23 protein-coding genes are annotated in these 21,145 nt (G+C 30.0%); 6 read left to right on the top strand and 17 right to left on the bottom strand.

Translation table 11 applies throughout. The annotated features are described in order from the left end of the window. Window position 1 precedes the first annotated feature (1 nt). Window positions 2-316, top strand: coding sequence for a DUF6122 family protein (locus tag Lupro_RS12815; protein ID WP_335339113.1), 315 nt, complete (start codon window positions 2-4; stop codon window positions 314-316). Here the strand turns inward: Lupro_RS12815 and Lupro_RS13570 are convergent, their stop codons facing one another. The 3 genes from Lupro_RS13570 to Lupro_RS13610 form a co-directional block, all read right to left on the bottom strand. After that, complete coding sequence (locus Lupro_RS13570) at window positions 317-484, bottom strand: hypothetical protein (protein ID WP_099092404.1); 168 nt, start codon at window positions 482-484, stop codon at window positions 317-319. Between the two features lie 138 nt (window positions 485-622). Then, entirely contained in the window at window positions 623-2,314 is a 1,692-nt protein-coding gene (gene ettA / locus Lupro_RS12810; protein WP_068211119.1) for an energy-dependent translational throttle protein EttA, read from the bottom strand. Between the two features lie 26 nt (window positions 2,315-2,340). Then, window positions 2,341-2,517, bottom strand: coding sequence for a CAL67264 family membrane protein (locus tag Lupro_RS13610; protein ID WP_099092403.1), 177 nt, complete (start codon window positions 2,515-2,517; stop codon window positions 2,341-2,343). A 154-nt stretch (window positions 2,518-2,671) separates the two neighbouring features. Between Lupro_RS13610 and Lupro_RS12805 the strand changes: the two genes are divergently transcribed. Continuing rightward, entirely contained in the window at window positions 2,672-3,925 is a 1,254-nt protein-coding gene (locus Lupro_RS12805) for a M14 family metallopeptidase (RefSeq protein WP_068211116.1), read from the top strand. On the opposite strand, the gene Lupro_RS12800 is transcribed toward Lupro_RS12805, so the two are convergent. From Lupro_RS12800 to Lupro_RS12790, 3 genes are read right to left on the bottom strand one after another with little or no spacing between them, the layout of a single operon-like run. Next, window positions 3,926-4,651, bottom strand: coding sequence for a pirin family protein (locus Lupro_RS12800; protein ID WP_068211112.1), 726 nt, complete (start codon window positions 4,649-4,651; stop codon window positions 3,926-3,928). It abuts the gene before it with no gap. Between the two features lie 3 nt (window positions 4,652-4,654). Beyond that, a complete protein-coding gene (locus Lupro_RS12795; RefSeq protein ID WP_068211109.1) occupies window positions 4,655-5,092 on the bottom strand; it encodes a MarR family winged helix-turn-helix transcriptional regulator in 438 nt (145 codons plus the stop codon). Between the two features lie 2 nt (window positions 5,093-5,094). After that, a complete protein-coding gene (locus tag Lupro_RS12790) occupies window positions 5,095-5,628 on the bottom strand; it encodes an NADPH-dependent FMN reductase (protein WP_068211106.1) in 534 nt (177 codons plus the stop codon). A 136-nt stretch (window positions 5,629-5,764) separates the two neighbouring features. Between Lupro_RS12790 and Lupro_RS12785 the strand changes: the two genes are divergently transcribed. Genes Lupro_RS12785 through Lupro_RS12775 form a run of 3 tightly spaced genes read left to right on the top strand, consistent with a single transcriptional unit; the run spans window position 5,765 to window position 8,501 of the window. Continuing rightward, a complete protein-coding gene (locus tag Lupro_RS12785) occupies window positions 5,765-7,393 on the top strand; it encodes an acyl-CoA carboxylase subunit beta (RefSeq protein WP_068211102.1) in 1,629 nt (542 codons plus the stop codon). Between the two features lie 59 nt (window positions 7,394-7,452). After that, on the top strand, window positions 7,453-8,169 hold the full coding sequence (locus tag Lupro_RS12780) for a YebC/PmpR family DNA-binding transcriptional regulator (RefSeq protein WP_068211099.1): 717 nt from the start codon (window positions 7,453-7,455) through the stop codon (window positions 8,167-8,169). Beyond that, on the top strand, window positions 8,169-8,501 hold the full coding sequence (locus tag Lupro_RS12775) for a hypothetical protein (protein WP_068211096.1): 333 nt from the start codon (window positions 8,169-8,171) through the stop codon (window positions 8,499-8,501). Before Lupro_RS12780 ends, Lupro_RS12775 begins: the two co-directional genes overlap by 1 nt. On the opposite strand, the gene Lupro_RS12770 is transcribed toward Lupro_RS12775, so the two are convergent. The 3 genes from Lupro_RS12770 to Lupro_RS12760 form a co-directional block, all read right to left on the bottom strand. Further along, window positions 8,482-9,633 (bottom strand): AMP-binding protein, encoded by a 1,152-nt coding sequence (locus Lupro_RS12770; RefSeq protein ID WP_179945745.1) that lies wholly within the window; start codon window positions 9,631-9,633, stop codon window positions 8,482-8,484. The genes Lupro_RS12775 and Lupro_RS12770 overlap by 20 nt on opposite strands. A 75-nt stretch (window positions 9,634-9,708) precedes the next feature. Continuing rightward, entirely contained in the window at window positions 9,709-10,668 is a 960-nt protein-coding gene (locus tag Lupro_RS12765) for a CPBP family intramembrane glutamic endopeptidase (protein WP_068211093.1), read from the bottom strand. Window positions 10,669-10,671: 3 nt separating this feature from the next. Next, window positions 10,672-11,709, bottom strand: coding sequence for an o-succinylbenzoate synthase (locus Lupro_RS12760; RefSeq protein WP_068211090.1), 1,038 nt, complete (start codon window positions 11,707-11,709; stop codon window positions 10,672-10,674). Between the two features lie 65 nt (window positions 11,710-11,774). On the opposite strand from Lupro_RS12760, the gene Lupro_RS12755 reads away from it, so the two are divergent. Next, the gene (locus Lupro_RS12755) at window positions 11,775-12,671 is read left to right on the top strand and encodes a sterol desaturase family protein (protein WP_068211087.1); all 897 of its coding nucleotides are present in this window, start codon (window positions 11,775-11,777) and stop codon (window positions 12,669-12,671) included. On the opposite strand, the gene Lupro_RS12750 is transcribed toward Lupro_RS12755, so the two are convergent. From Lupro_RS12750 to Lupro_RS12715, 8 genes are all read right to left on the bottom strand, one after another. Next, complete coding sequence (locus Lupro_RS12750) at window positions 12,672-13,352, bottom strand: metal-dependent hydrolase (RefSeq protein ID WP_068211084.1); 681 nt, start codon at window positions 13,350-13,352, stop codon at window positions 12,672-12,674. It lies immediately after the preceding gene. A gap of 114 nt (window positions 13,353-13,466) precedes the next feature. Continuing rightward, window positions 13,467-15,737, bottom strand: a complete 2,271-nt coding sequence (locus Lupro_RS12745) for a TonB-dependent receptor domain-containing protein (RefSeq protein ID WP_068211081.1) — start codon at window positions 15,735-15,737, stop codon at window positions 13,467-13,469. 185 nt (window positions 15,738-15,922) lie between these two features. After that, the gene (locus tag Lupro_RS12740) at window positions 15,923-16,312 is read right to left on the bottom strand and encodes a hypothetical protein (protein ID WP_068211078.1); all 390 of its coding nucleotides are present in this window, start codon (window positions 16,310-16,312) and stop codon (window positions 15,923-15,925) included. A gap of 61 nt (window positions 16,313-16,373) precedes the next feature. Further along, complete coding sequence (gene menA / locus Lupro_RS12735) at window positions 16,374-17,279, bottom strand: 1,4-dihydroxy-2-naphthoate octaprenyltransferase (RefSeq protein ID WP_068211680.1); 906 nt, start codon at window positions 17,277-17,279, stop codon at window positions 16,374-16,376. 233 nt (window positions 17,280-17,512) lie between these two features. Beyond that, the gene (locus tag Lupro_RS12730; protein WP_068211074.1) at window positions 17,513-18,292 is read right to left on the bottom strand and encodes a (Fe-S)-binding protein; all 780 of its coding nucleotides are present in this window, start codon (window positions 18,290-18,292) and stop codon (window positions 17,513-17,515) included. A 20-nt stretch (window positions 18,293-18,312) separates the two neighbouring features. Further along, window positions 18,313-18,759 carry an LNS2 domain-containing protein gene (locus Lupro_RS12725; protein WP_068211072.1) on the bottom strand — a complete coding sequence of 149 codons (447 nt, stop codon included), beginning with the start codon at window positions 18,757-18,759 and terminating at the stop codon, window positions 18,313-18,315. A gap of 30 nt (window positions 18,760-18,789) precedes the next feature. Beyond that, window positions 18,790-20,094 (bottom strand): 4Fe-4S dicluster domain-containing protein, encoded by a 1,305-nt coding sequence (locus Lupro_RS12720; RefSeq protein ID WP_068211069.1) that lies wholly within the window; start codon window positions 20,092-20,094, stop codon window positions 18,790-18,792. Between the two features lie 40 nt (window positions 20,095-20,134). Continuing rightward, a complete protein-coding gene (locus Lupro_RS12715; RefSeq protein ID WP_227807451.1) occupies window positions 20,135-21,094 on the bottom strand; it encodes an MlaD family protein in 960 nt (319 codons plus the stop codon). Window positions 21,095-21,145 lie beyond the last annotated feature (51 nt).

Here is a 21,145-nt window from a genome sequence, read left to right as displayed (position 1 = left end):
TGTGGATATTCTTAGATTCCTAACACACTATGGAATGCACTTTTTAGTTCCGGGTGTTATAGCCTATTTATTTTTTAAGAATAATTGGAAAAAAGTATGGTTACTATTTATCTTAACTATGTTAGTAGATTTAGATCACTTAATTGCTACACCGTTGTTTGATGCTACTAGATGTAGCATCAATTTTCATCCGCTTCACTCCTATTATGCAATTGGGTTGTATCTCTTATTGCTTTTCGTCCCTAAATTAAGAATACTAGCAATTGGATTACTTTTTCATATGTTCACTGATTTTATAGACTGTTTTTGGATTTAATTATTTTTTTAATGCATTTAAAGACCAAGCAATAATAAAGAATCCTATTCCTGTAATTATTGGAGGTAACATAATTTTTGGTGCATAAAATCCTCCTATGTAAACCATTGCAATACCTAAAATAATTAGTAATACTGATGAAATTGTTAGTATTCTATTCTTATCCATAATCTTTGAATTTTAGTTATTAATATACGTAAAATGATATAAATTAATGAATTCGTGCATCTTATAGTTGTTTTGCCATTCTTTTTTAACTATAAAATTTATAAATAATAAGAAACCTTTATGTAAAATTCAGATTTATTACCTAATCAACTTTTTATATTTAATACGCTTAGGCATTAAATCTCCACCAAGTCTAGCCTTTTTATTTTCCTCGTAATCTGAGAATGAACCCTCAAAAAAATAGACTTCAGAATTACCTTCAAAAGCTAAAATATGTGTACAAACTCTGTCTAAAAACCATCTATCATGGCTAATTACAACAGCACAACCTGCAAAGTTTTCCAAACCTTCTTCCAGTGCTCTCAATGTATTTACATCCAAATCATTGGTTGGTTCATCTAATAATAAAACGTTTCCTTCTTCACGCAATGTCATTGCTAAATGTAAACGATTTCTTTCTCCTCCAGAAAGCGCACTTACTTTCTTATTCTGTTCACTTCCTGAAAAATTAAATCGACTCAAATAGGCACGAGAATTAACTTGTTTTCCTCCCATCATAATTAATTCTTGTTCATCAGAAAAGTTTTGCCAAATTGTTTTTTCAGTATCTATGTTTGAATGACTTTGGTCTACGTAAGCTATTTTTGCAGTATCACCAACCTTAAATTCTCCTTTATCTGGGTTTTCTTCACCCATTATCATTTTAAAAATAGTTGTTTTCCCAGCTCCATTTGGGCCAATAACACCTACAATACCAGCTTGTGGTAAATTAAATTCTAAATTTTCATACAATAATTTATCTCCGTAAGCTTTTGACACTCCTTTGGCTTCAATAACATTTGTTCCTAAACGTGGACCATTAGGAATATAAATTTCTAATTTTGCATCTAATTGATTTTGATCTTGACTCATTAACTTTTCATAATTAGCCAAACGTGCTTTTGATTTTGCATGACGGCCTTTTGGAGCCATTCTTACCCATTCTAATTCTCGCTCTAAAGTTTTTTGACGCTTAGATGCTGTTTTTGATTCTTGCGCCAATCGTTTGGATTTTTGATCTAACCAAGACGAATAATTTCCTTTCCAAGGTATACCTTCTCCTCTATCCAATTCTAAAATCCAGCCAGCAACATTGTCTAAAAAATATCTATCATGAGTTACAGCAATCACAGTCCCTTTATATTGTTGTAGGTGATGTTCTAACCAATGTACAGATTCTGCATCTAAGTGATTTGTTGGCTCATCTAACAACAGTACATCGGGTTCTTGCAATAATAACCTACATAAGGCTACTCTTCTACGCTCACCTCCTGAAAGATTTTTGATTGGAGTATCAGCTTCCGGAGTGCGTAATGCATCCATTGCTATTTCCAATTTAGTATCTAATTCCCAAGCGTTTGCTGCATCAATTTTATCTTGAAGTACGGCCTGTTGAGCCATTAGCTTATCCATTTTATCAGCATCGGAATACACTTCCTCTAACCCAAATAAATCATTTATTTTATTGTACTCATCTAAAATGGCTACTGTTTCAGCAACACCTTCTTTTACAATATCTAAAACAGTTTTCGTTTCATCTAAAAGAGGTTCTTGAGATAAATATCCAACTGAATAACCTGGAGCAAAAATCACATCGCCTTGATAACTTTTTTCAAGGCCTGCAATAATTTTTAATAAAGTTGATTTTCCAGAACCATTTAAACCTAAAATTCCAATTTTAGCCCCATAAAAAAAACTTAAGTATATGTTTTTTAAAACTTGTTTGTTTGCGCCTTGGTAAGCTTTGCTTACTCCAGACATTGAAAAAATTACTTTTTTATCGTCAGCCATTACTTAATAATACTAATTTAAATATTTTAAACTCTACCTTTTAATGCATTAAATACCCAGGCTATTGCAAAAAAACCTACTCCTACCGAGGCAAACCCCCAACCTGCAACATCATTATATCTAAAAGCTCCTAGTGCAATAAGCCCCAATCCAACTATAATCATAATTACTGTAGCCCAAGCTAATACTGTGTTTTTATTCATTTTTATTGTATGTTTTGATTAATCTATAAAAAAAATAAGCAGTTAGCAAATATCGCAATTTTTAAATAAATATCATAAAAAATGTCTTCTTTAAGGAAGTTCAAAATAAAATTTAATAATATTGCATACTAATTTACTTCATATACCTTATAAAATGAATTTACACAAATTTAATTCTCCTTTAAAAATAGCATTTCTATCTTTTGTACTTATAAGTAATGTTTTTCTAAGCTGTTCTACTGTTAAACATATTCATGCTGAAAAACCTATTAACACACACAATAAAAAAATTTACACACAACAAAAGAAAATTTATGACCTTGAAAAAATGGGTATTAAACTATCTAACAAATTTGATGGCGCTCGTTTAAATAACGTTACACAGGTTAATGACACCATGATTGCTGTTTCTATATATCCTGAAAATGCGCCCATAAATAATAGTGCTTTTTATGCATTTAAAATTTGGTCTACAAATCCTAAAATTACTTATGTTCAGTTTAAATATTCAAAAAAATATAGTCATAGGTATATACCAAAACTTAAAACTTCAACAACAAAGTTTACACCAATATCTAATGAAAATGTATTTTTTCTAGATTCAATTTATACCATAAAATTAAACCTCACAAAAGAACCTTTAACCGTCTCAGCTCAAGAAATTATTACTTCAACAGATACTAAAAATTGGTATTCAAAAATTATTTCTTCAAACCCAAACCTAGTTCACTATAAAACTGTAGGGAAATCTGTTCTAGGGAGGCCAATTCCTATGTTAGATATGTATACAGGAAACCCTAAGAATAAAGATATTGTTGTTCTTCTTTCTCGCCAACACCCACCTGAAGTTTCTGGTTTTATTGCTTTCCAAAGTTTTTTAGAAACCTTACTTCAAAATAATGAATTGTCTAAAATATTCTTTTCGAAATATAGAGTTTTAGTGTTTCCAATTGTAAACCCAGATGGTGTAGATCTTGGTCATTGGAGACATAATGCAAATGGTATAGATTTAAATAGAGATTGGGGATTTTACCGACAACCAGAAGTGAAGGCGGTTACAAAAACAATTGTAAAAACAGCTAAAAAATCAGATGGAAAAGTTGTTTTAGGTATTGATTTTCATTCTACTCAAGAAGATTTATATTATACAAGTGGTACTATGGAAGGAACTACAATTCCGCATTTTTATGATGAGTGGTTTAGTGCTATTGATGCTACTTTTCCTAATTACACTCCTAATGAAATTAGAGAAGATAGCACACAACCTGTTTCAAAAGGCTGGTTTTTAAGATATTTTAAAGCTACAGCTATTACTTATGAAATTGGAGATGAAACGCCAAGAAGTTTTGTTAAAGCAAAAGCTAAAGTTGCCGCTATTGAAATGATGAAAATTTTAAATGAAAAATAATTAGAATCTCATTGGAATTTCTATAAAAAGCACCTCTGATTTTTTATTAGCAGTAATTTTAAAAAGGTTTGTTTGCTCTATTCCAATAGCATCTCTTTTTGTTAATTTTTCTGAAGCAATTTCAACTTCTCCATTAATGACCATTACAAAAACACCCTTTTCTTCTGAAGCTAATTCATATTCAAATTCAGTATTTTCACTTAAATCTATTCTTGAAATTTGAGCATCTTGATGAATTTTAAGACTCTCATTTGCTACATTATCATCAATTGATGAAACTAACACTTGTAATTTATTATTTCTAGCAGAAATAGAAAATTTTCCTTGATCGTAACGCGGTTTTACTTCATTTTTATTTGGAACTATCCATATTTGAAACAAGTTAATATGTTCAGTGGTTGAATTATTCATTTCGGAATGCATTAAACCACTACCAGCCGACATTATTTGAACTTCACCTGTTTCTAAAGTAATCCATTTATCACTCATAGAATCTTTATGTTTTAAAGCGCCTTCTAGCGGAATAGTAATAATTTCCATATTATTATGCGGATGTGTTCCAAAACCCATCCCTGCTTCAATAACATCATCATTTAAAACACGTAAAGCGCCAAAATTTACTTTTTCAGGGTTGTAATAATTTGCAAAACTAAACGAAAAGTTGGCTTTTAACCATCCGTGATTGGCAGTTCCTCTTTCATTCGCCCTTTGTATTGTTTTTTTCATTACTTATCTAATTTTATCCAAAATTTTATTTAATGTTTCGGCCTCTTCTACCGTTATGTTATTCATCTGATTATTGAATTCTTCAATATTAATTTTTGATAATAATTTTAATCCTTTATCTGAAATTTTAACATAAACTATCCTTCTATCATTTTCACATCGAGTTCTTTCAATTAATTTTTTAGCACATAACTTATCCATTAATCGAGTAGCGTTTGGAGATTTTTGAATCATTCTTTTTTTAATGGTGCTCACTGTAATCGCCTCTTCAGCTCCACGCAATATTCTTAAAATATTATACTGCTGTACAGAAATTTTGAAAGGTTTTAACAGCTCATTCCCAATAGTATCTAACCAATTAGCAGTATATTTTATATTAATCAATGCTTTAACTCTCTCATTGGAAAATATTGAATTAATATCTTTAGAAATATCTCCCACAACTATAATGCTTTCTTAAATTGATTAACCAGTTCTACCAATTTTAATTTTAAATCTGTATTTACAATGTCATTTTCTTTAAAATTTTCAAAAAATGAAGGAAAGGACATACTTCCAATAATAGTTGCTCCCATATAAGGAAATCTCCCCAAAGCAATATCTAATACCGTTTGCCCTCCTCTCTCGCCTGGCGAGGTTGCTAGTAATAGTACCGGCTTATTTCTCCAAACCTTACCGTTAATTCTAGATAGCCAATCAAGTGCATTTTTAAATGCTACCGAATAAGAACCATTGTGTTCTGCCAATGAAATAATAAAACCATCGGCTTTGTTTATTATAGTATTTAAATTAGTTACTCCCTCAGAAAAACCCTCTTCATTTTCAATATCAATTGAAAATTGTGGCATTGAAAAATCATTCAAATCAATTTTTGTTAATTCAATATCATTCATCATCCCTCCAACATGCTCAGCCAACGTTTTATTAATTGAATTTTTACTATTACTACCTCCTATTGTTATTATATTTTTCTTCATTCTACCTGTTTTAAGTTCTTAATTTGATACAAACTTACAATAAATATTTATATTTACCTAGGTATTTACAACCAAGGAATATATTTATTAATTTTAATATTCATTTTGTACTTTAGCGAATAGTAAAACATGCAAAATGAATATCAATTTCAATAAAAACGAAGATTACAATAAACTTCAACTTACCGAGCTAAAAAAAAGACTTTTAAACGTTTATAAAGGCGGAGGAATTAAAAACATTGAAAAACACAAAGCAAAAGGTAAATTAACGGCAAGAGAAAGAATTAACTACTTGCTTGATAATAAATCCAGGTCAATAGAAATTGGTGCTTTAGCTGGTGATAATATGTACAAAGAACACGGCGGTTGCCCATCGGGTGGAGTAGTTATTAAAATTGGTTATATTAAAGGAAAACAATGTATTGTTGTTGCAAATGATGCCACTGTAAAAGCTGGTGCTTGGTTTCCTATTACAGCGAAAAAGAATTTACGAGCTCAAGAAATTGCTATTGAAAATAGGTTGCCTATTATTTATTTAGTAGATAGTGCAGGCGTTTACCTACCTATGCAAGATGAAATTTTTCCTGACAAAGAACATTTTGGAAGAATTTTCAGAAACAATGCTATAATGAGCAGTATGGGAATAACACAAATTTCTGCTATTATGGGAAGTTGCGTAGCCGGTGGTGCTTATTTACCAGTTATGAGTGATGAAGCATTGATTGTAGATAAAACTGGAAGTATTTTTTTAGCAGGAAGCTATTTAGTAAAAGCAGCCATTGGCGAAAGTATTGATAATGAAACTTTGGGAGGAGCTACCACACATTGTGAAATTAGTGGAGTAACTGATTACAAAGCCAAGGATGACTATGAAGCTTTAGATAAAATTAAAAATATTATTGATAAAATAGGTGATTTTGATAAAGCTGGTTTTAACAGAGTTGAAGCAAGAAAACCTATTGAAAATCCTGAAGATATTTTAGGGATACTTCCACAAACGCGAACTGAACAATATGAAATACGTGCCATTATTGAACGAATTGTTGATGACTCTGAATTTGAAGAATATAAAAAAAACTATGGAAAAACAATAGTTTGTGCTTACGCACGTATTGATGGCTGGGCAGTTGGTATTGTTGCTAACCAACGAAAAGTTGTGAAAAACGCAAAAAAAGAAATGCAATTTGGAGGAGTCATTTATTCAGACAGTGCAGATAAAGCAACACGATTTATTGCAAATTGCAACCAGAAAAAAATTCCATTAGTTTTTTTACAAGATGTAACTGGCTTTATGGTTGGTAGCAAAAGTGAACACGGTGGTATTATTAAAGATGGAGCCAAAATGGTAAATGCCGTAAGTAATTCTGTAGTTCCTAAATTTACTATAATTATAGGAAATTCATACGGTGCGGGAAATTACGCCATGTGTGGAAAAGCCTATGACCCAAGATTAATTGTAGCATGGCCATCAGCACGTTTGGCAGTTATGGGAGGAGGGCAAGCTGCCAAAGTTTTATTGCAAATTGAAACCGCATCACTAAAAAAGAAAGGTGAAAAAATTTCAAAAGAAAAAGAAAACGAAATCTTAGAATCTATACAGGAAAGATATAACAAACAAACATCTCCTTATTATGCAGCTGCACATTTATGGACTGATGCCGTTATAAACCCGTTAGACACCAGAAAATGGATTAGTATGGGAATTGAGGCTGCCAACCATGCCCCTATTAAAAAAGAATTTAATTTGGGAGTAATTCAAGTGTGAAAAATTGTGAAAATATATTGTAATAATTACATTTGCAACACTAAAAATAATATTAAATTATGGGAAGAGCCTTTGAATTTAGAAAAGCAAGAAAAATGAAACGTTGGTCTGCAATGGCAAAAACCTTTACTCGCATTGGTAAAGATATTGTAATGGCAGTTAAAGAAGGTGGCCCAAACCCTGAAACAAACGCACGCTTAAGAGCTGTTATTCAAAATGCAAAGGCAGCTAATATGCCAAAAGATAATGTAGAACGTGCTATAAAAAAAGCAAGTGACAAAGATACCGCCAACTATAAAGAAGTTTTATTTGAGGGATATGCACCCCATGGTGTTGCTTTAGTTGTTGAAACAGCAACTGACAATAACAATAGAACTGTTGCTAATGTAAGAGCTGCTTTTAATAAATGTGATGGGAATTTTGGAACTTCAGGTTCTGTGATTTTTATGTTTGACCATACTTGTAATTTTAGAGTGAAAGCAGAAGATTTAAAAATGAATTTAGAAGAATTTGAGTTAGAATTGATAGATTTTGATGTTGAAGAAGTTTTTGAAGATGAAGATGGAATTTTAATTTATGCCCCTTTTGAACAATTTGGAGCTATTCAAAAATATTTAGAAGAAAATAACTTAGAAATTCTTTCTTCTGGATTCGAACGAATTCCAACTACAACTACTAAGCTTTCCGAAGAGCAACAGGCTGATGTTGAAAAATTATTAGAAAAATTGGAAGAGGATGATGATGTTCAAAACGTGTACCACTCTATGGAAATGTAATGCCATTAATTAATAAAAAATCTTCAATACTAAAAAGCGAAATAACTTCGACTATTGTATGCCCTAAGTGCAACAAAAAACAATCAACAAAAATAATTGTTTCAGGAAGGTATAAACACTTTTTACAATTACCTCTAATTTCTGTAGGGAAATATGGCGAATCAAATTGCACGAATTGCAATCAAAATTATCAGCTAGAAGATATGCCTAATGATATTAAACTTGCCTACTTTGAATTGAAAGAAACCACAAAAACCCCTGTATGGCATTATTCGGGTTTAATATTGGTAAAATTGCTAGTGATTTTAAAAATTATAAGTCGATACTCTTAATCATTTTTAGTGTTTCTTTTCTATTTATTTTCTTTGTTTCAGTAATTACAAATCGATCTAAAAAATATATTTTTTTAGGAATTTCATAGGAAGATACAGATTTTAGCTTTTTTATTTTTTTGAAAATATCTTCTTCATTCATTTCCGTATCAATACATTCAACTACCAAAATTAATTGTTCTCCTAAGATAACATCTGGCAATCCCGAAACAAAAAAACGTGATGTTAAAACACTTCTAATCTTTTCTTCAATTTGTTCTGGAATTAATTTTATTCCTCCCGAATTAATTACAGTATCATAACGTCCTAACCAGTTAAATTTTGTGGAAGAAATCAGTTCAATAATATCATTTGTAATAATTTTTTCTTCAGAAACATTTGGTGCATTAATTACTAAACAACCTCTACTATCATTAGAAATTGAAATATTTGGTAATACATTATAATGAGATTGCTTCGTTTCATTCGCAATGACGTTATTGAAGTGATTTAATTTTTTAATGGCAATATGTGTAATTGTTTCGGTCATTCCATAAGTAGCAAAAACTTCTGTATTTACATTTTGAATTTTGTTAAGTAATTCATTTGAAACAACGCCACCCCCAACAATTAGCTTCTTTATTTTATACAACTCACTTAAAGAATTGTGTAGTTGCATTGGCACCATTGCCGAAAAATCATATTGTTTTGAAGTGTTTTCTAATGGTTTTGAAGTTGGTTCAACAACATCTAATTGCCAACCCAATGTTAATGCGCGAACTAACATCATTTTACCAGCAATATAATTTGGAGACATGCATAATAATGCTGTAGTATTTTTAGGCAATTTAAAATATTCACCTGTGGCTTTCGCACTATTTACCATATAATTTTTCTGAAGTTTTAGATCTTTGGGCTTCCCTGTTGAGCCTGATGTTTTTACTTCTACAAACAAACTATTATTAAACCATTGCTGCAAAAAATGAGTAACCTCTACATTCAAGTTTTTTGTAGAAAAATTAATTAACTCTTCTTTTGAACTAAATGATATTCCTTGTAATTTAAAATCTTTATGAAATGATGTTTTTTCCAAGATCAATATTTTTTTGGCTTCTGGTTTATTGTTTTTAATTTCTAATTTGTAAGATTGCATATCGCAGTGTAGAATGGCGTAATTTTTGTTCCTGACTTTAAAGCTTTTCAACTTTATACTTTACACCTATAAAACTTACGCTATAAATTCTTCTTCCTTCAACTCAATAGGTTTACGTATTGTTCCCATCAATTTTTCTTGCCAATTGGTCCAACCATATTTTTTAGAGAAAATAAATAGAACTAGTGGATACAAAATAAACACAGGTACAAACATTTCCCATCCAACAGAAGGTTCAGAGATATCTACTAATAAAGCATCCGTTTGAAAAACTGTCCAATTTGCAGTTACAAAAACCGCTGCAATTATATTATTTGCAGCATGGAACCCTAAAGACAATTCCGTTCCTTCATCCATTAAGGTGAAAATTCCCAATACCAAACCTGTTCCAATATAATATATCATACTAATCCAACCCAACTTTTCAACTTCAGGATTTAAACCGTGTAATAAGCCAAAAATTACTGAAGTTAAGATTAATGCAATAAATGAATTTTTAAACCACGTTCCAAAACCTTGCATTAAATAACCTCTAAATAACAATTCTTCCATACTAGTTTGAATTGGTAAAAACAACAATGAAATAACTACTAAAATAAAAAATGGCAAAGGTTTAAAATTCCATACATAATCTTCAGGAGCAATAAAATATCCTATTAAAATCATAATTACGCCTAGTGCAGCCCAAATTTTAAATGCATAAAATACCCTACTCCAATCTAGTTTTTCTCGACTGGTAATTAATGTTATAATTTTTCTTCTATGAATAACTTTTATTCCTAAAAACAAAGATAATAACCCTCCTAAAAAAGTTAAAATTATTAAAAATAAATACAAATTTGTATCAATACCTAAAGTTGCAAAATTATCTTTAGCTGCATTAGCAAATTCATTTAAATCGTTGGCATAAAAATATGCAACACCTGTTAAAGGAATAACCCCTATAAACTGCCATCCAAAAAATAAAATTATAATTGTTACTATATATGCCCACCATTGATTATTCCCTTTGTATGCTTGTTGTATAAATTTCATAAATTAAAATAAATTAAATTTCCATTTTTTTGAATTGTTATAATGTAAATGTCCTTTTTTAACTTCTAACGGGCTTTTAAAATTATTGGTAAATAAACTTCCTGTTCCTAAACCTTGAGGGGTTTTTGTATTTAAAGAATATGTCCATTGTGCAATTGCATTTAAACCAATATTACTTTCCAAAGCAGATGTTACCCACCATTTAACTTGTTGTTTTTCAGCCAAATTTATCCATTCTTCACTTCCTTTAAATCCGCCAACCAAACTGGGTTTTAAAATTATATACTGCGGGTTTATTATTTGTAGTAATTTTTGCTTATTTGTTACATTAAAAACACCTATTAACTCTTCATCTAACGCAATTGGAATTGGTGTTTTTAAGCATATTTCTGCCATTAAATTTAACTGCCCTTGTTTTATTGGCTGCTCTATTGAGTGTAGTTCAAATTCAGCTAATCTTTTTAATTTCTCTAAAACCTCTGAATATTTAAATGCTCCATTAGCATCAACTCTTAATTCTATTTCTTCAGCTGAAAACTCTTTTCTAATACTTTTTAATAAAGACAATTCTGTTTTAAAATCTATCGCTCCAATTTTCATTTTTATAGTTGAAAAACCAGCCGCTATTTTTTCTTTTATTTGTTGATTCATAAAAGATTTATTACCCATCCATACTAAACCATTTATATTTATTGAATCTTTAGACTGTGTAAATTTTGAAGGGTATAACTCAAAATTATTTACACTATTTAAAGATAAAACAGCTTGTTCTAAACCAAATTGTATGGAGGGGAACTCTACTAACTCATTTAATAGATTCGTTGTGTTTTGATTAATATTATTACAAAGCCATTGTAATTTATTTTCATAATCAGGTCTGTCATCAACACTAAGCCCTCTAAAAACAGCACATTCTCCAATTCCTATTCTTTTTCCGTCAATAAGTTTTAAAAAAAAGGTTTCTTTTGTTTTTAAAACTCCCCTAGAGGTACCACTAGCTTGCTTAAAATTTAGTATGTATTTTAAAAAGGTTGCTCTCATATTTTTACGCTGAAAGGTACAAATAAATAAAATTTATTTATATTGGAAGCAAATAATAAAATTTCATGGAAATACCACACATTCCAAACTTAATTTACTATGCTATTCCTTTTTTTATTGCCACGGTAATTATTGAGGGAATTGTAATTTATAAGAAAAAGCCTAATAGCTATAATATTAAAGATACCTTTGCCTCATTAGCAATGGGAATTGGCAATGTTTTTATTGAAATGGTTAGTAAATTAATAATTGTTTTTGTAATTACTTTCTTATATGAAAATTACAAAATTACTACAATACCTTTTACTTGGTGGGCTTGGTTACTTGTTTTTGTTGGACAAGATTTTTTTTATTATTGGTTTCATAGAATTAGCCATGAAAGTCGTTTTTTTTGGGCATCACACGTTGTACATCACTCTTCACAAAAATACAATTTAAGTACTGCTTTAAGGCAAACTTGGACTGGTAGTTTTTTTGGTTTTATTTTTTATTTAGCATTGCCTCTATTGGGTTTTCATCCATTAATGATTTTTACCCAAATGAGTATTAGCTTATTATATCAATATTGGATTCATACAGAGTTAATACACAAAATGCCTCGTTGGTTTGAGGCAATATTTAATACACCATCTCATCATAGGGTGCATCATGGATCTAACCCTCTGTATTTAGATAGAAATCATGCAGGCATATTAATTATTTGGGATAAATTTTTTGGAACTTTCCAATCAGAATTGGAAGATGAAAAAGTTGTATATGGATTAACTTCAAATATAAATTCATTTAATCCAATAACTATTGCTTTTCATGAGTGGGTCGCTATTTTTAAAGATGTATTTACTTCTAAAACTTCGTTTAGAAATAGACTAAAATATTTTGTGAAACCACCAGGGTGGAAACATGATGGAACAGGAATATTATCTAATGATTTAAGACAAGAATGGTTAAAAAATAAGCCCTAATTACAATTTAATATTTTCTCCTATTGGTAATAAAAATATTTCCTTTTTAGCTTTAGCAAATTTTTCAAACGCTTCTTTATGATTAATTTTTATATAACCAAATGTATCAAAATGATAGCCTAAAACTTTATTACAATTTAAAAACGTACTGGCTTTTATTGCTTCATCAATTCCCATCGTAAAATTGTCTCCCACTGGTAAAACAACCAAATCTAATTCTCCAATAACATCAGGAATCAGTTTCATATCGTATGTTAAAGCTGTATCACCTGCTATATACAATCTATGGTGACTTGTTTCAATTACAAACCCACCAGGCTGACCTCCATAGCTTCCGTCAGGAAATGAGCTTGAATGTACAGCATTGGTATAATGAACAGTTCCAAAATCAAATTTCCATTTCCCACCATGATTCATTGGATGACCAGCAATGCCTTTAGTTTCAAAATATGTAACAATTTCAAAATTAGAAATTATTTTAGCCCCTGTTCTTTTTGCTATAACTTCAACATCTAAAATATGATCTTCATGTGCATGCGTTATCAAAATATAATCTGCTTGTAATTTATCAATTTCAATACTTTTAGCCAAATCATTTCCCGAAATAAAAGGATCAATTAGTAATGTTTTATCTCTTGTTTCAATACTTAAACTTGCATGTCCTAAATAAGTTATTTTCATTGTGAAGTTGTGTTAGTTGGTTTACTGCAATTTAAAAAAAATTAGCAAAAAAACCACGAAAAAATTAATATTTCGTGGTTTCCAAATTAACAAACAAATAAGTATAAAGTATTGCTAAAACTTATACTTAATATATATTGTGAAATTTCTCCCCGGTTCAAAAATTCTCCCTGATAGGGTATTTGAATTTTGATACGAGAAATTTAAATGTTCATAATAGGCTTTATCAAAAATATTAAGTACTGCTGCACCAACTGATAATCTTCTACTTGGCTCAAAACCAAAACGTAAATCTAGTGTTCCAAAACCAGGTGTTTTTTCTTCCATAAATGTTGTTGAAATCCTATTTTGAGCTGCAACTAACCTTGAACTTAATAAAACCCAATAGTTATTACTTTCATATTTAGCTCCTAAGTTTGCTTTAAAAGGCGGAATTTGAGGGATAGGCTCATCAAAATCATTATTTTGAGCTCTTGTATAGGATACATCCGAAGTGAATGAGATTTTTTCTGAAGCTTTTACATTAAATGTAAATTCAAAACCTGTTTGAGATGCTTTATCTACGTTTATAAACTGCTTTGTAACAGTTGGTGGTGTTGTTGGCATATATACACGAGGAATATCTGTTACAACTGCTGTTATATAATCTTCCAAGAATGAATGAAAAAATGATGCACCAATAAATATGTTCTTAAAATTTTTAAAAAAAGACAATTCTATTTGGTTATTTACTTCTGGTTTTAAGTTAGGGTTTCCTACATATTCATAAGGGTCAACTCCAACATTAAAATGATTGATATAGCGTTCTACCATTGAAGCAGTTCTTACACCTCTACCAAAAGCCAATTGAGTTTGAAAACCATTTTTTTGATATTTTACAGAAATATTAGCACTAATATTTGTTTCTGTTTTATCGTTAATAGCACCTCCGTATAAAGCTTCAAAATTTGCCGCTGGGTCATCTAACGAGGTTGCAATAAAGTCTGCTCTAACACCTGTTGTTAGTGTAGTATAATCTTCAATTTTAAATTTACCTTCAGCAAATAAGCCTATATCATCTAAATTTGCATCTTGCCAAACTTTATCGTAAAAGGTCATAGGGTTAGGAAGCACCATACCATTCATCATTTTAACTATTCTGGTTCTATTTCCTTTTCTATCAATAATATTAGCATCAATACCTGTATAAAGTTTTGAATTGTCAGAGAGGCTAAGTACCAATTCTGCTTTACCTCCATAAGTCCAAGATTCAACGGGTGTTGCAGCATCTACCATCATAAATGTAGGGCGTCCTTCGTTTGTCATCAAATGATCAACATATGAATAAAATACTTTTACTGTAAAGCTGCTGATTTTTTCAGAAAGTTCATTAATTTTATAATCTATTCCTGTTAAATAGCTATCATCGTAGGGGGAATCCATTGGTAACCCAGCGTGATCTATATCTCTACTGAAAGATTGTCTCCAGCTAAACTGCAAACGTTGATTATCTGTTGGGTTTACTCCTACTTTAATTGAATAATCTGTTGTTCTAAATGACGAAGGAACTTCTATTCCATTTCCATCAGTATAATCACCAAAATCACGATATGAACCGTTAAAATTTAAGTCTACTTTTTTACCAACAAAAATAACGGATGCTCCGCTTACCAAGTTATTTCCATTTGTTTCATAACCTCCTTCTATACTTCCGTGAACACCTAGTTTATTTCTATCAGGAGTTTTTGTTACAAGGTTAATAATTCCTCCAAAGTTTTGACCAAATCGAACTGTAAAAGGACCTTTAACAATTTCTATTTTTTCAATTTCTTCAGGTATTACATGAGTTGTAATAGGATCCATTCTATTTGGACAAGCATTTAACACTTTCATACCTCCATCATATTGTATGTTTAATTGTTCAAATCTAAATGAACGAAATACAGGTTCTGAAGCATAGGCTCCTTTTTTGGCAATACCAAATCCTTTTATATCTCTAAACAACCCCCCAACACTTCTAGGTTGACTTATTTTTTTTGAAGTTTCATTCACTACTACAGATTGAGAAATATCTTGTAAAGGATTTGCCGAAACAATAATTTCATTTAAACTTATTGGGACTGATTGTAGGGTAATGGTTAATTGACTTTGAGCATTTACTACTACCGTTTTATAACTTATGTGAGAAACTTCAATTTGATCTCCTTCGTTGACGTTTAAAGTAAATTCTCCATTCTTATTGCTAATTGTGTATTTATTACTTTTTAAAACTTTTATGATTGCATTTTCAATATAATTATTTGTTTTATCATCAATCACCTTTCCTTTAATCGTTGTTTCTTGGGCATACGACAATGCCACAACAAATACTAGTAATATACTAGCATATACAGTCTTATTATTCATTGAATATAATTTTTAACCTAATCGCACTCAATTTTTAGCGATTACAGTATTATTACTTATTAATATGTTTTTGATTAAATCTTAAAATTGAAGTAGAATAGCTTAAGTGTATCCACAATTATTTGCAAACACAATACGCATGCTAACATAGCAATAACTATGTATACTAAATTTTAAGCAATAGATTATATGAAGAAAATAACCTGTGGTGGTTTTAATATGGAAGAAAAATAATCTTGTGAAGTATTCTTTAAAATGAATAATCTTTCAAAATTTAATTCATTAATATTACTAAATTGATAAGAGAATTGTCCAATAGGTGAAACTGGATACTTATCAAAATCTATTTGAGGAATGGTAGATTTGTGATCGTGATTGTTATGATTTACTTTGTTCAATTGCTTTTCTAAGTAACATTTCCCATTACAAGCTAAATAAGGCTTATCTCTATTTTCACATAATACACTAGCTATATAATCATAGTTAGCATAATATTCAATAATAGGGGCAATAGGGCGAACCATTGCTAACAAATAAAGTAGATAAAAAAATATGCCTAAAATTTGTTTTTTCACTTATCCATTTTTAACAGAGGACAAATATATCTTTAATTTTTTATTCTAAAAACAAAATTGGTTAAAAAATTTGAGATAAAACCTCTCCTAAACCAAACAATATAGAAAACACAAAAGTACTTATTGCCAGTTTTTTCAATTCAGAATCTAGTAGCTTAGGTATTGTATTTTTATAAACAATAATAAAATGCTTAACAATAGGTATATAGGCTAAAATAAATAAAAATTGAATTTGTGACTTGTAGTTAATTACAACGTACAACAACGCAAGTAAAAATGAAAACAATAATAAAAAGTAATGATAGTATTTAGAAAGTCTACTTCCAATTTTAACAACTAACGTGTTTTTACTAGAAATAATATCACTTTCCATATCACGCATATTGTTTAGGTTTAAAACTCCAATACTAAGAAATCCGATAGAAAAAGCTGGTAAAAAAATAACTAAATCTAGTTGCTTGGCATATAAATAATAACTACCACAAACACTCAATAAACCAAAAAATAGAAATACAAACAAATCTCCTAAACCACTATATCCATAAGCTTTTTTACCCATAGTATATTTCATAGCCGCAGCAATACTAACAATTCCTAATAGAAAGAAAATACTTGAATTAAAAAAATCATCTTTCCCAAATGAAAAATAAATAAGTAAAATAGCAACAATTAATGTTACAGTAATTGATATTTTAATTGCTTTAAACATCTGTTTGGGAGTAATAACACCACTTTGTATAGCTCTTTGGGGTCCAATTCTGTTATTATTATCAGTTCCTTTAACTCCATCACCATAATCATTAGCAAAGTTTGAAATAACTTGAAATCCTATTGTAGTTAACAATGCTAAAATAAAAATAATCCAATTAAAATAACCTTGAGAAACCGCAATGGAACTTCCTACAATAATTCCAGAAATTGAGAGAGGTAAAGTTCTTAAACGAGCTGCTTCTATGTAATGTTTAATCATATTTTGTTGAAATTTGTGTGACAAAATTATATAGAGGTCAGTAGATAACTACATATAAATTTGAAATGGTAAAACACTGAATATAAAAAGTATAATGTAAAATAATTTGTCTGTTCGAGCGCAGTCGAGAACTATATCATACATAAATAGTTCTCGACTGCGCTCGACCTGACACAAACAAATAGAATTTATTAAATTAATTGTATGAAACTATCTACTGACCTCTAAAATTATAAATCATCAGCATTAGCAATAAGTTCAGCAATATCTAACACTTCTATTTCTTTTTCTTTATTCGTTATTTTTACACCGTCGGTCATCATTGTATTACAAAATGGGCAACCTGTGGCTATAATATCTGGATTTACTTCAATTGCATCTTCAGTGCGCTCTACATTAATTTCTTTATCTCCTTTTTCAGCATCTTTAAACATTTGTGCTCCTCCAGCACCACAACATAAACCATTAGTTTTACAACGTTTCATTTCAACCAATTCAATATCTAATTTTTGAATTAATTCTCGAGGGGCTTCGTATATATCATTAGCACGCCCTAAATAACAAGGGTCATGAAATGTTATTTTTTTTCCTTTAAATTTACCTCCTTCAATGGTTATTCTACCTTCATCTAGCAATGATTTTAACAACTCTGTATGGTGTACAACTTCATACACTCCTCCTAATTCTGGGTACTCATTTTTTAATGTATTAAAACAATGCGGACATGCGGTTACAATTTTTTTTACTTCATAGGCATTTAACACTTCAATATTTGTCATTGCCTGCATTTGAAATAAAAATTCATTTCCAGCTCTTTTTGCTGGATCTCCAGAACAGCTTTCCTCGGTACCTAAAACAGCAAATTTCACATCTGCTTTATTTAAGATTTTAACAAAAGCTTTTGTTATTTTTTTTGCTCTATCATCAAAGCTACCGGCACAACCAACCCAAAATAATACTTCAGGTTGTATTCCTTGTGCCATCATTTCTGCCATTGTTGGTACTTTCATTGTCTAAATATTTTATTTTTTTATTCGTGTTGACCGTCGTCAAAAACTTCAATAGTTACTTCTTTTTCAACCAAATCGGTAAATTTACCTCTATATCTAGTTGCTTTAACTAAATGATTATCTACCCAATGATAGTTACCTCCTCTAGGTTTACCCATTAACAAGCTATGGTATTTAAAACCATTCTTTTTAAGCCAAGTTTCTGTGTATTCTCTATGCTCTTCAGTTCTTGATGTAAAAAAACATATAATATGTCCTTCATCAAACCATTTATTTAAAGTTACTAAGGCATCAGGATATACTTTCGCTGTTAACATACGTTCTGGCTCTTCATTGGGTATATCATCGCAAACTGTTCCGTCAATATCAATTAAATAATTTTTCATTCCTTCAGGCAAAATAGGACTGATATGCAATCCTCCTTCAACTTTGTCATGTAGTAATTTTTCTACATCTTCTTTTTTCATTTTAAGGTTTTTTAATTTTAATAGTTATTGTTATTTTTCGTCTTTCCAATTCAATCTATCCATTTGATTATACTGCCAAGGTGCGCCATTATTTTCAATATTTGTCATCATCATATTTAGCTCTTGAGGTGCTGCAGATTGCTCCATTACTAAATATCTACGCAAATCAATAATAATAGATAATGGGTCTATATTAACAGGGCATTCTTCTACACAGGCATTACAACTTGTGCAAGCCCATATTTCTTCTGGAGTTATGTAATCATTTAATAATTGTTTTCCATCATCTACAAACTTTCCATTTTTATCAATATTTTTTCCTACTTCTTCAAGTCTATCACGAGTTTTCATCATAATTGCTCGCGGTGATAACTCTTTTCCTGTTTGGTTTGCTGGACAAGATGAAGTACATCTACCACATTCTGTACAGGTATATGCGTTCATTAATTGTACCCAATTTAAATCTTGCACATCACTTGCTCCAAATTTTTCAGGTATTGCACTTTCTTCTTCGGGAGCTGAAGCGTAAGGATCTGCATCTGGATCCATCATCAATTTCACTTCATTTGTAACTGCTTCTAAATTGTTTAATTTTCCTTTCACATTTAAATTTGCAAAATAAGTATTAGGAAAAGCTAATAATATATGAAGGTGCTTTGAATAATATAAATAGTTTAAAAACACTAAAATTCCAATGATATGTATCCACCAAGCTGATTGCTCAATGATATGTAGTGTTTCAGGATTAAATCCTTTAAAAATTGGTGCCAAAAACTGACTTATAGGATTTCCTGAACCTAAGGTTTGAAAAGGCATATCTGTTGCATTCATAATTAAGAATAACGACATTAATACCATTTCAAAATACAATATATAGAGGGCATCATTTTTTGGCCAACCTTTCATTTCTTTATTCCAAAAACGAGGAATTCTAACAACCATTCTACGTAACCAAAAAATAGTTACTGCTACTAAAACTAGAAATGCTAATATTTCAAATGAGCCTATTAAAAAATTATAAAAACCTCCTAAAAAGGAAAACACTCTGTGAGTACCAAAAAGCCCGTCTATAATTATCTCTAAAACTTCAATATTAATAATTATAAAGCCCACATAAACTATAATATGTAAAATTCCTGCGATGGGGCGTTTCACCATTTTAGACTGCCCCAAAGCTATCATTATCATATTATTCCAACGCTTATTCGCATTGTCTGTTCTATCAATATCTTTTCCTAACTTTATATTTCTACTAATTTTTTTAATGTTTTTAATAAAAAAACCAATTCCTAGAATTAGAATAACTGCGAATATTATGTTGTCAATATAATTCATATTTCAGTTTGTATATAATTGTAATATTTATTTAAAGAAACTATTGTTTTTGATTTTTTTCGGGTTGATAACCTTTATCCTTTTTCCCAAACAATGAAAAATGAACAAATCGTTTTGGGTGTAACTTCATTTCTTTTAGCAACTCTTCTAATTCTTTTGAAGCATTTGTTAGGTTATTATACATGCCTTCATCGTTCAATAATTTTCCTAAAGTACCTTTCCCTTCTTCTACACTTTCTAAAATTTTATTTAAACTAGTTATTGTTGTTTCTAAATTTTTAACTGTTAACCCTAAATTTGCATTTACCAAAGTGTCTGAAAGTTTGGCTAGGTTTGCAGTCATTAATTCAGTATTATTCAGTGTATTTCCTAATTTTTCCTCATTACTTTTAACCAGTTTATCAACTGATTCTGAAATATTTTTAAAATTTAAGATTGTAGCATTAAGATATTTTATACTAGACTTTAAATCGGTTCTACTTTTAACATCTAAAATATCTGTCAAACCTGCCATTAGAGAGTCTGCACTAACAATAACACTTTCTACTTTTGCTTGTAAAGGATTTAATTTTTCGGTTACTGAAGAAAAAATATCTGATTCAATTTCACCTTTCAAAAAGTCTCCTGATTTAGCCATCTCACCTTCGTAAGAAGGAATTATTGCCAGTGATTTCCCTCCCATTAAGCTGGCACTATAAATTTTAGCTATACTTTTTTTTGAAAATTCAAAATCTGTTTCAACACTAAATTCTACTATTAACTGTCCTCTTTTTTCGGGGGTTTTATTAAACACAATATTAATAACCTTACCAACTTCTACCCCATTAATAGTTACAACGCTTGCTTTATTTAGCCCTCTTACATTACTGTATTCTGTTTTATATGTTTTTAGGGGACCATCAAATAAATTAAGACCTTTCAAATAATTAAAACCCCAAATAAATAGAGCTATAACACTAATAGCAACAATTCCAGTTTTTACTTCTCTTGTAATTTTCAAAATACAAATATTTATGTAGCAATATTACTAATTTTTTCTGTGAGTAATAAA

The sequence above is a fragment of the Lutibacter profundi genome, assembly GCF_001543325.1.
Lineage (GTDB): Bacteria > Bacteroidota > Bacteroidia > Flavobacteriales > Flavobacteriaceae > Lutibacter > Lutibacter profundi.
This window is presented reverse-complemented; position numbering and strand designations above follow the sequence as displayed.

Coding starts and splice junctions, on each gene's coding strand:
- Lupro_RS13570 (WP_099092404.1), bottom strand. CDS start 484: ATGGATAAGAATAGAATACTAACAATTTCATCAGTATTACTAATTATT.
- ettA (WP_068211119.1), bottom strand. CDS start 2,314: ATGGCTGACGATAAAAAAGTAATTTTTTCAATGTCTGGAGTAAGCAAA.
- Lupro_RS13610 (WP_099092403.1), bottom strand. CDS start 2,517: ATGAATAAAAACACAGTATTAGCTTGGGCTACAGTAATTATGATTATA.
- Lupro_RS12805 (WP_068211116.1), top strand. CDS start 2,672: ATGAATTTACACAAATTTAATTCTCCTTTAAAAATAGCATTTCTATCT.
- Lupro_RS12800 (WP_068211112.1), bottom strand. CDS start 4,651: ATGAAAAAAACAATACAAAGGGCGAATGAAAGAGGAACTGCCAATCAC.
- Lupro_RS12790 (WP_068211106.1), bottom strand. CDS start 5,628: ATGAAGAAAAATATAATAACAATAGGAGGTAGTAATAGTAAAAATTCA.
- Lupro_RS12785 (WP_068211102.1), top strand. CDS start 5,765: ATGAATATCAATTTCAATAAAAACGAAGATTACAATAAACTTCAACTT.
- Lupro_RS12780 (WP_068211099.1), top strand. CDS start 7,453: ATGGGAAGAGCCTTTGAATTTAGAAAAGCAAGAAAAATGAAACGTTGG.
- Lupro_RS12775 (WP_068211096.1), top strand. CDS start 8,169: ATGCCATTAATTAATAAAAAATCTTCAATACTAAAAAGCGAAATAACT.
- Lupro_RS12770 (WP_179945745.1), bottom strand. CDS start 9,633: ATGCAATCTTACAAATTAGAAATTAAAAACAATAAACCAGAAGCCAAA.
- Lupro_RS12765 (WP_068211093.1), bottom strand. CDS start 10,668: ATGAAATTTATACAACAAGCATACAAAGGGAATAATCAATGGTGGGCA.
- Lupro_RS12760 (WP_068211090.1), bottom strand. CDS start 11,709: ATGAGAGCAACCTTTTTAAAATACATACTAAATTTTAAGCAAGCTAGT.
- Lupro_RS12755 (WP_068211087.1), top strand. CDS start 11,775: ATGGAAATACCACACATTCCAAACTTAATTTACTATGCTATTCCTTTT.
- Lupro_RS12750 (WP_068211084.1), bottom strand. CDS start 13,352: ATGAAAATAACTTATTTAGGACATGCAAGTTTAAGTATTGAAACAAGA.
- Lupro_RS12745 (WP_068211081.1), bottom strand. CDS start 15,737: ATGAATAATAAGACTGTATATGCTAGTATATTACTAGTATTTGTTGTG.
- Lupro_RS12730 (WP_068211074.1), bottom strand. CDS start 18,292: ATGAAAGTACCAACAATGGCAGAAATGATGGCACAAGGAATACAACCT.
- Lupro_RS12725 (WP_068211072.1), bottom strand. CDS start 18,759: ATGAAAAAAGAAGATGTAGAAAAATTACTACATGACAAAGTTGAAGGA.
- Lupro_RS12720 (WP_068211069.1), bottom strand. CDS start 20,094: ATGAATTATATTGACAACATAATATTCGCAGTTATTCTAATTCTAGGA.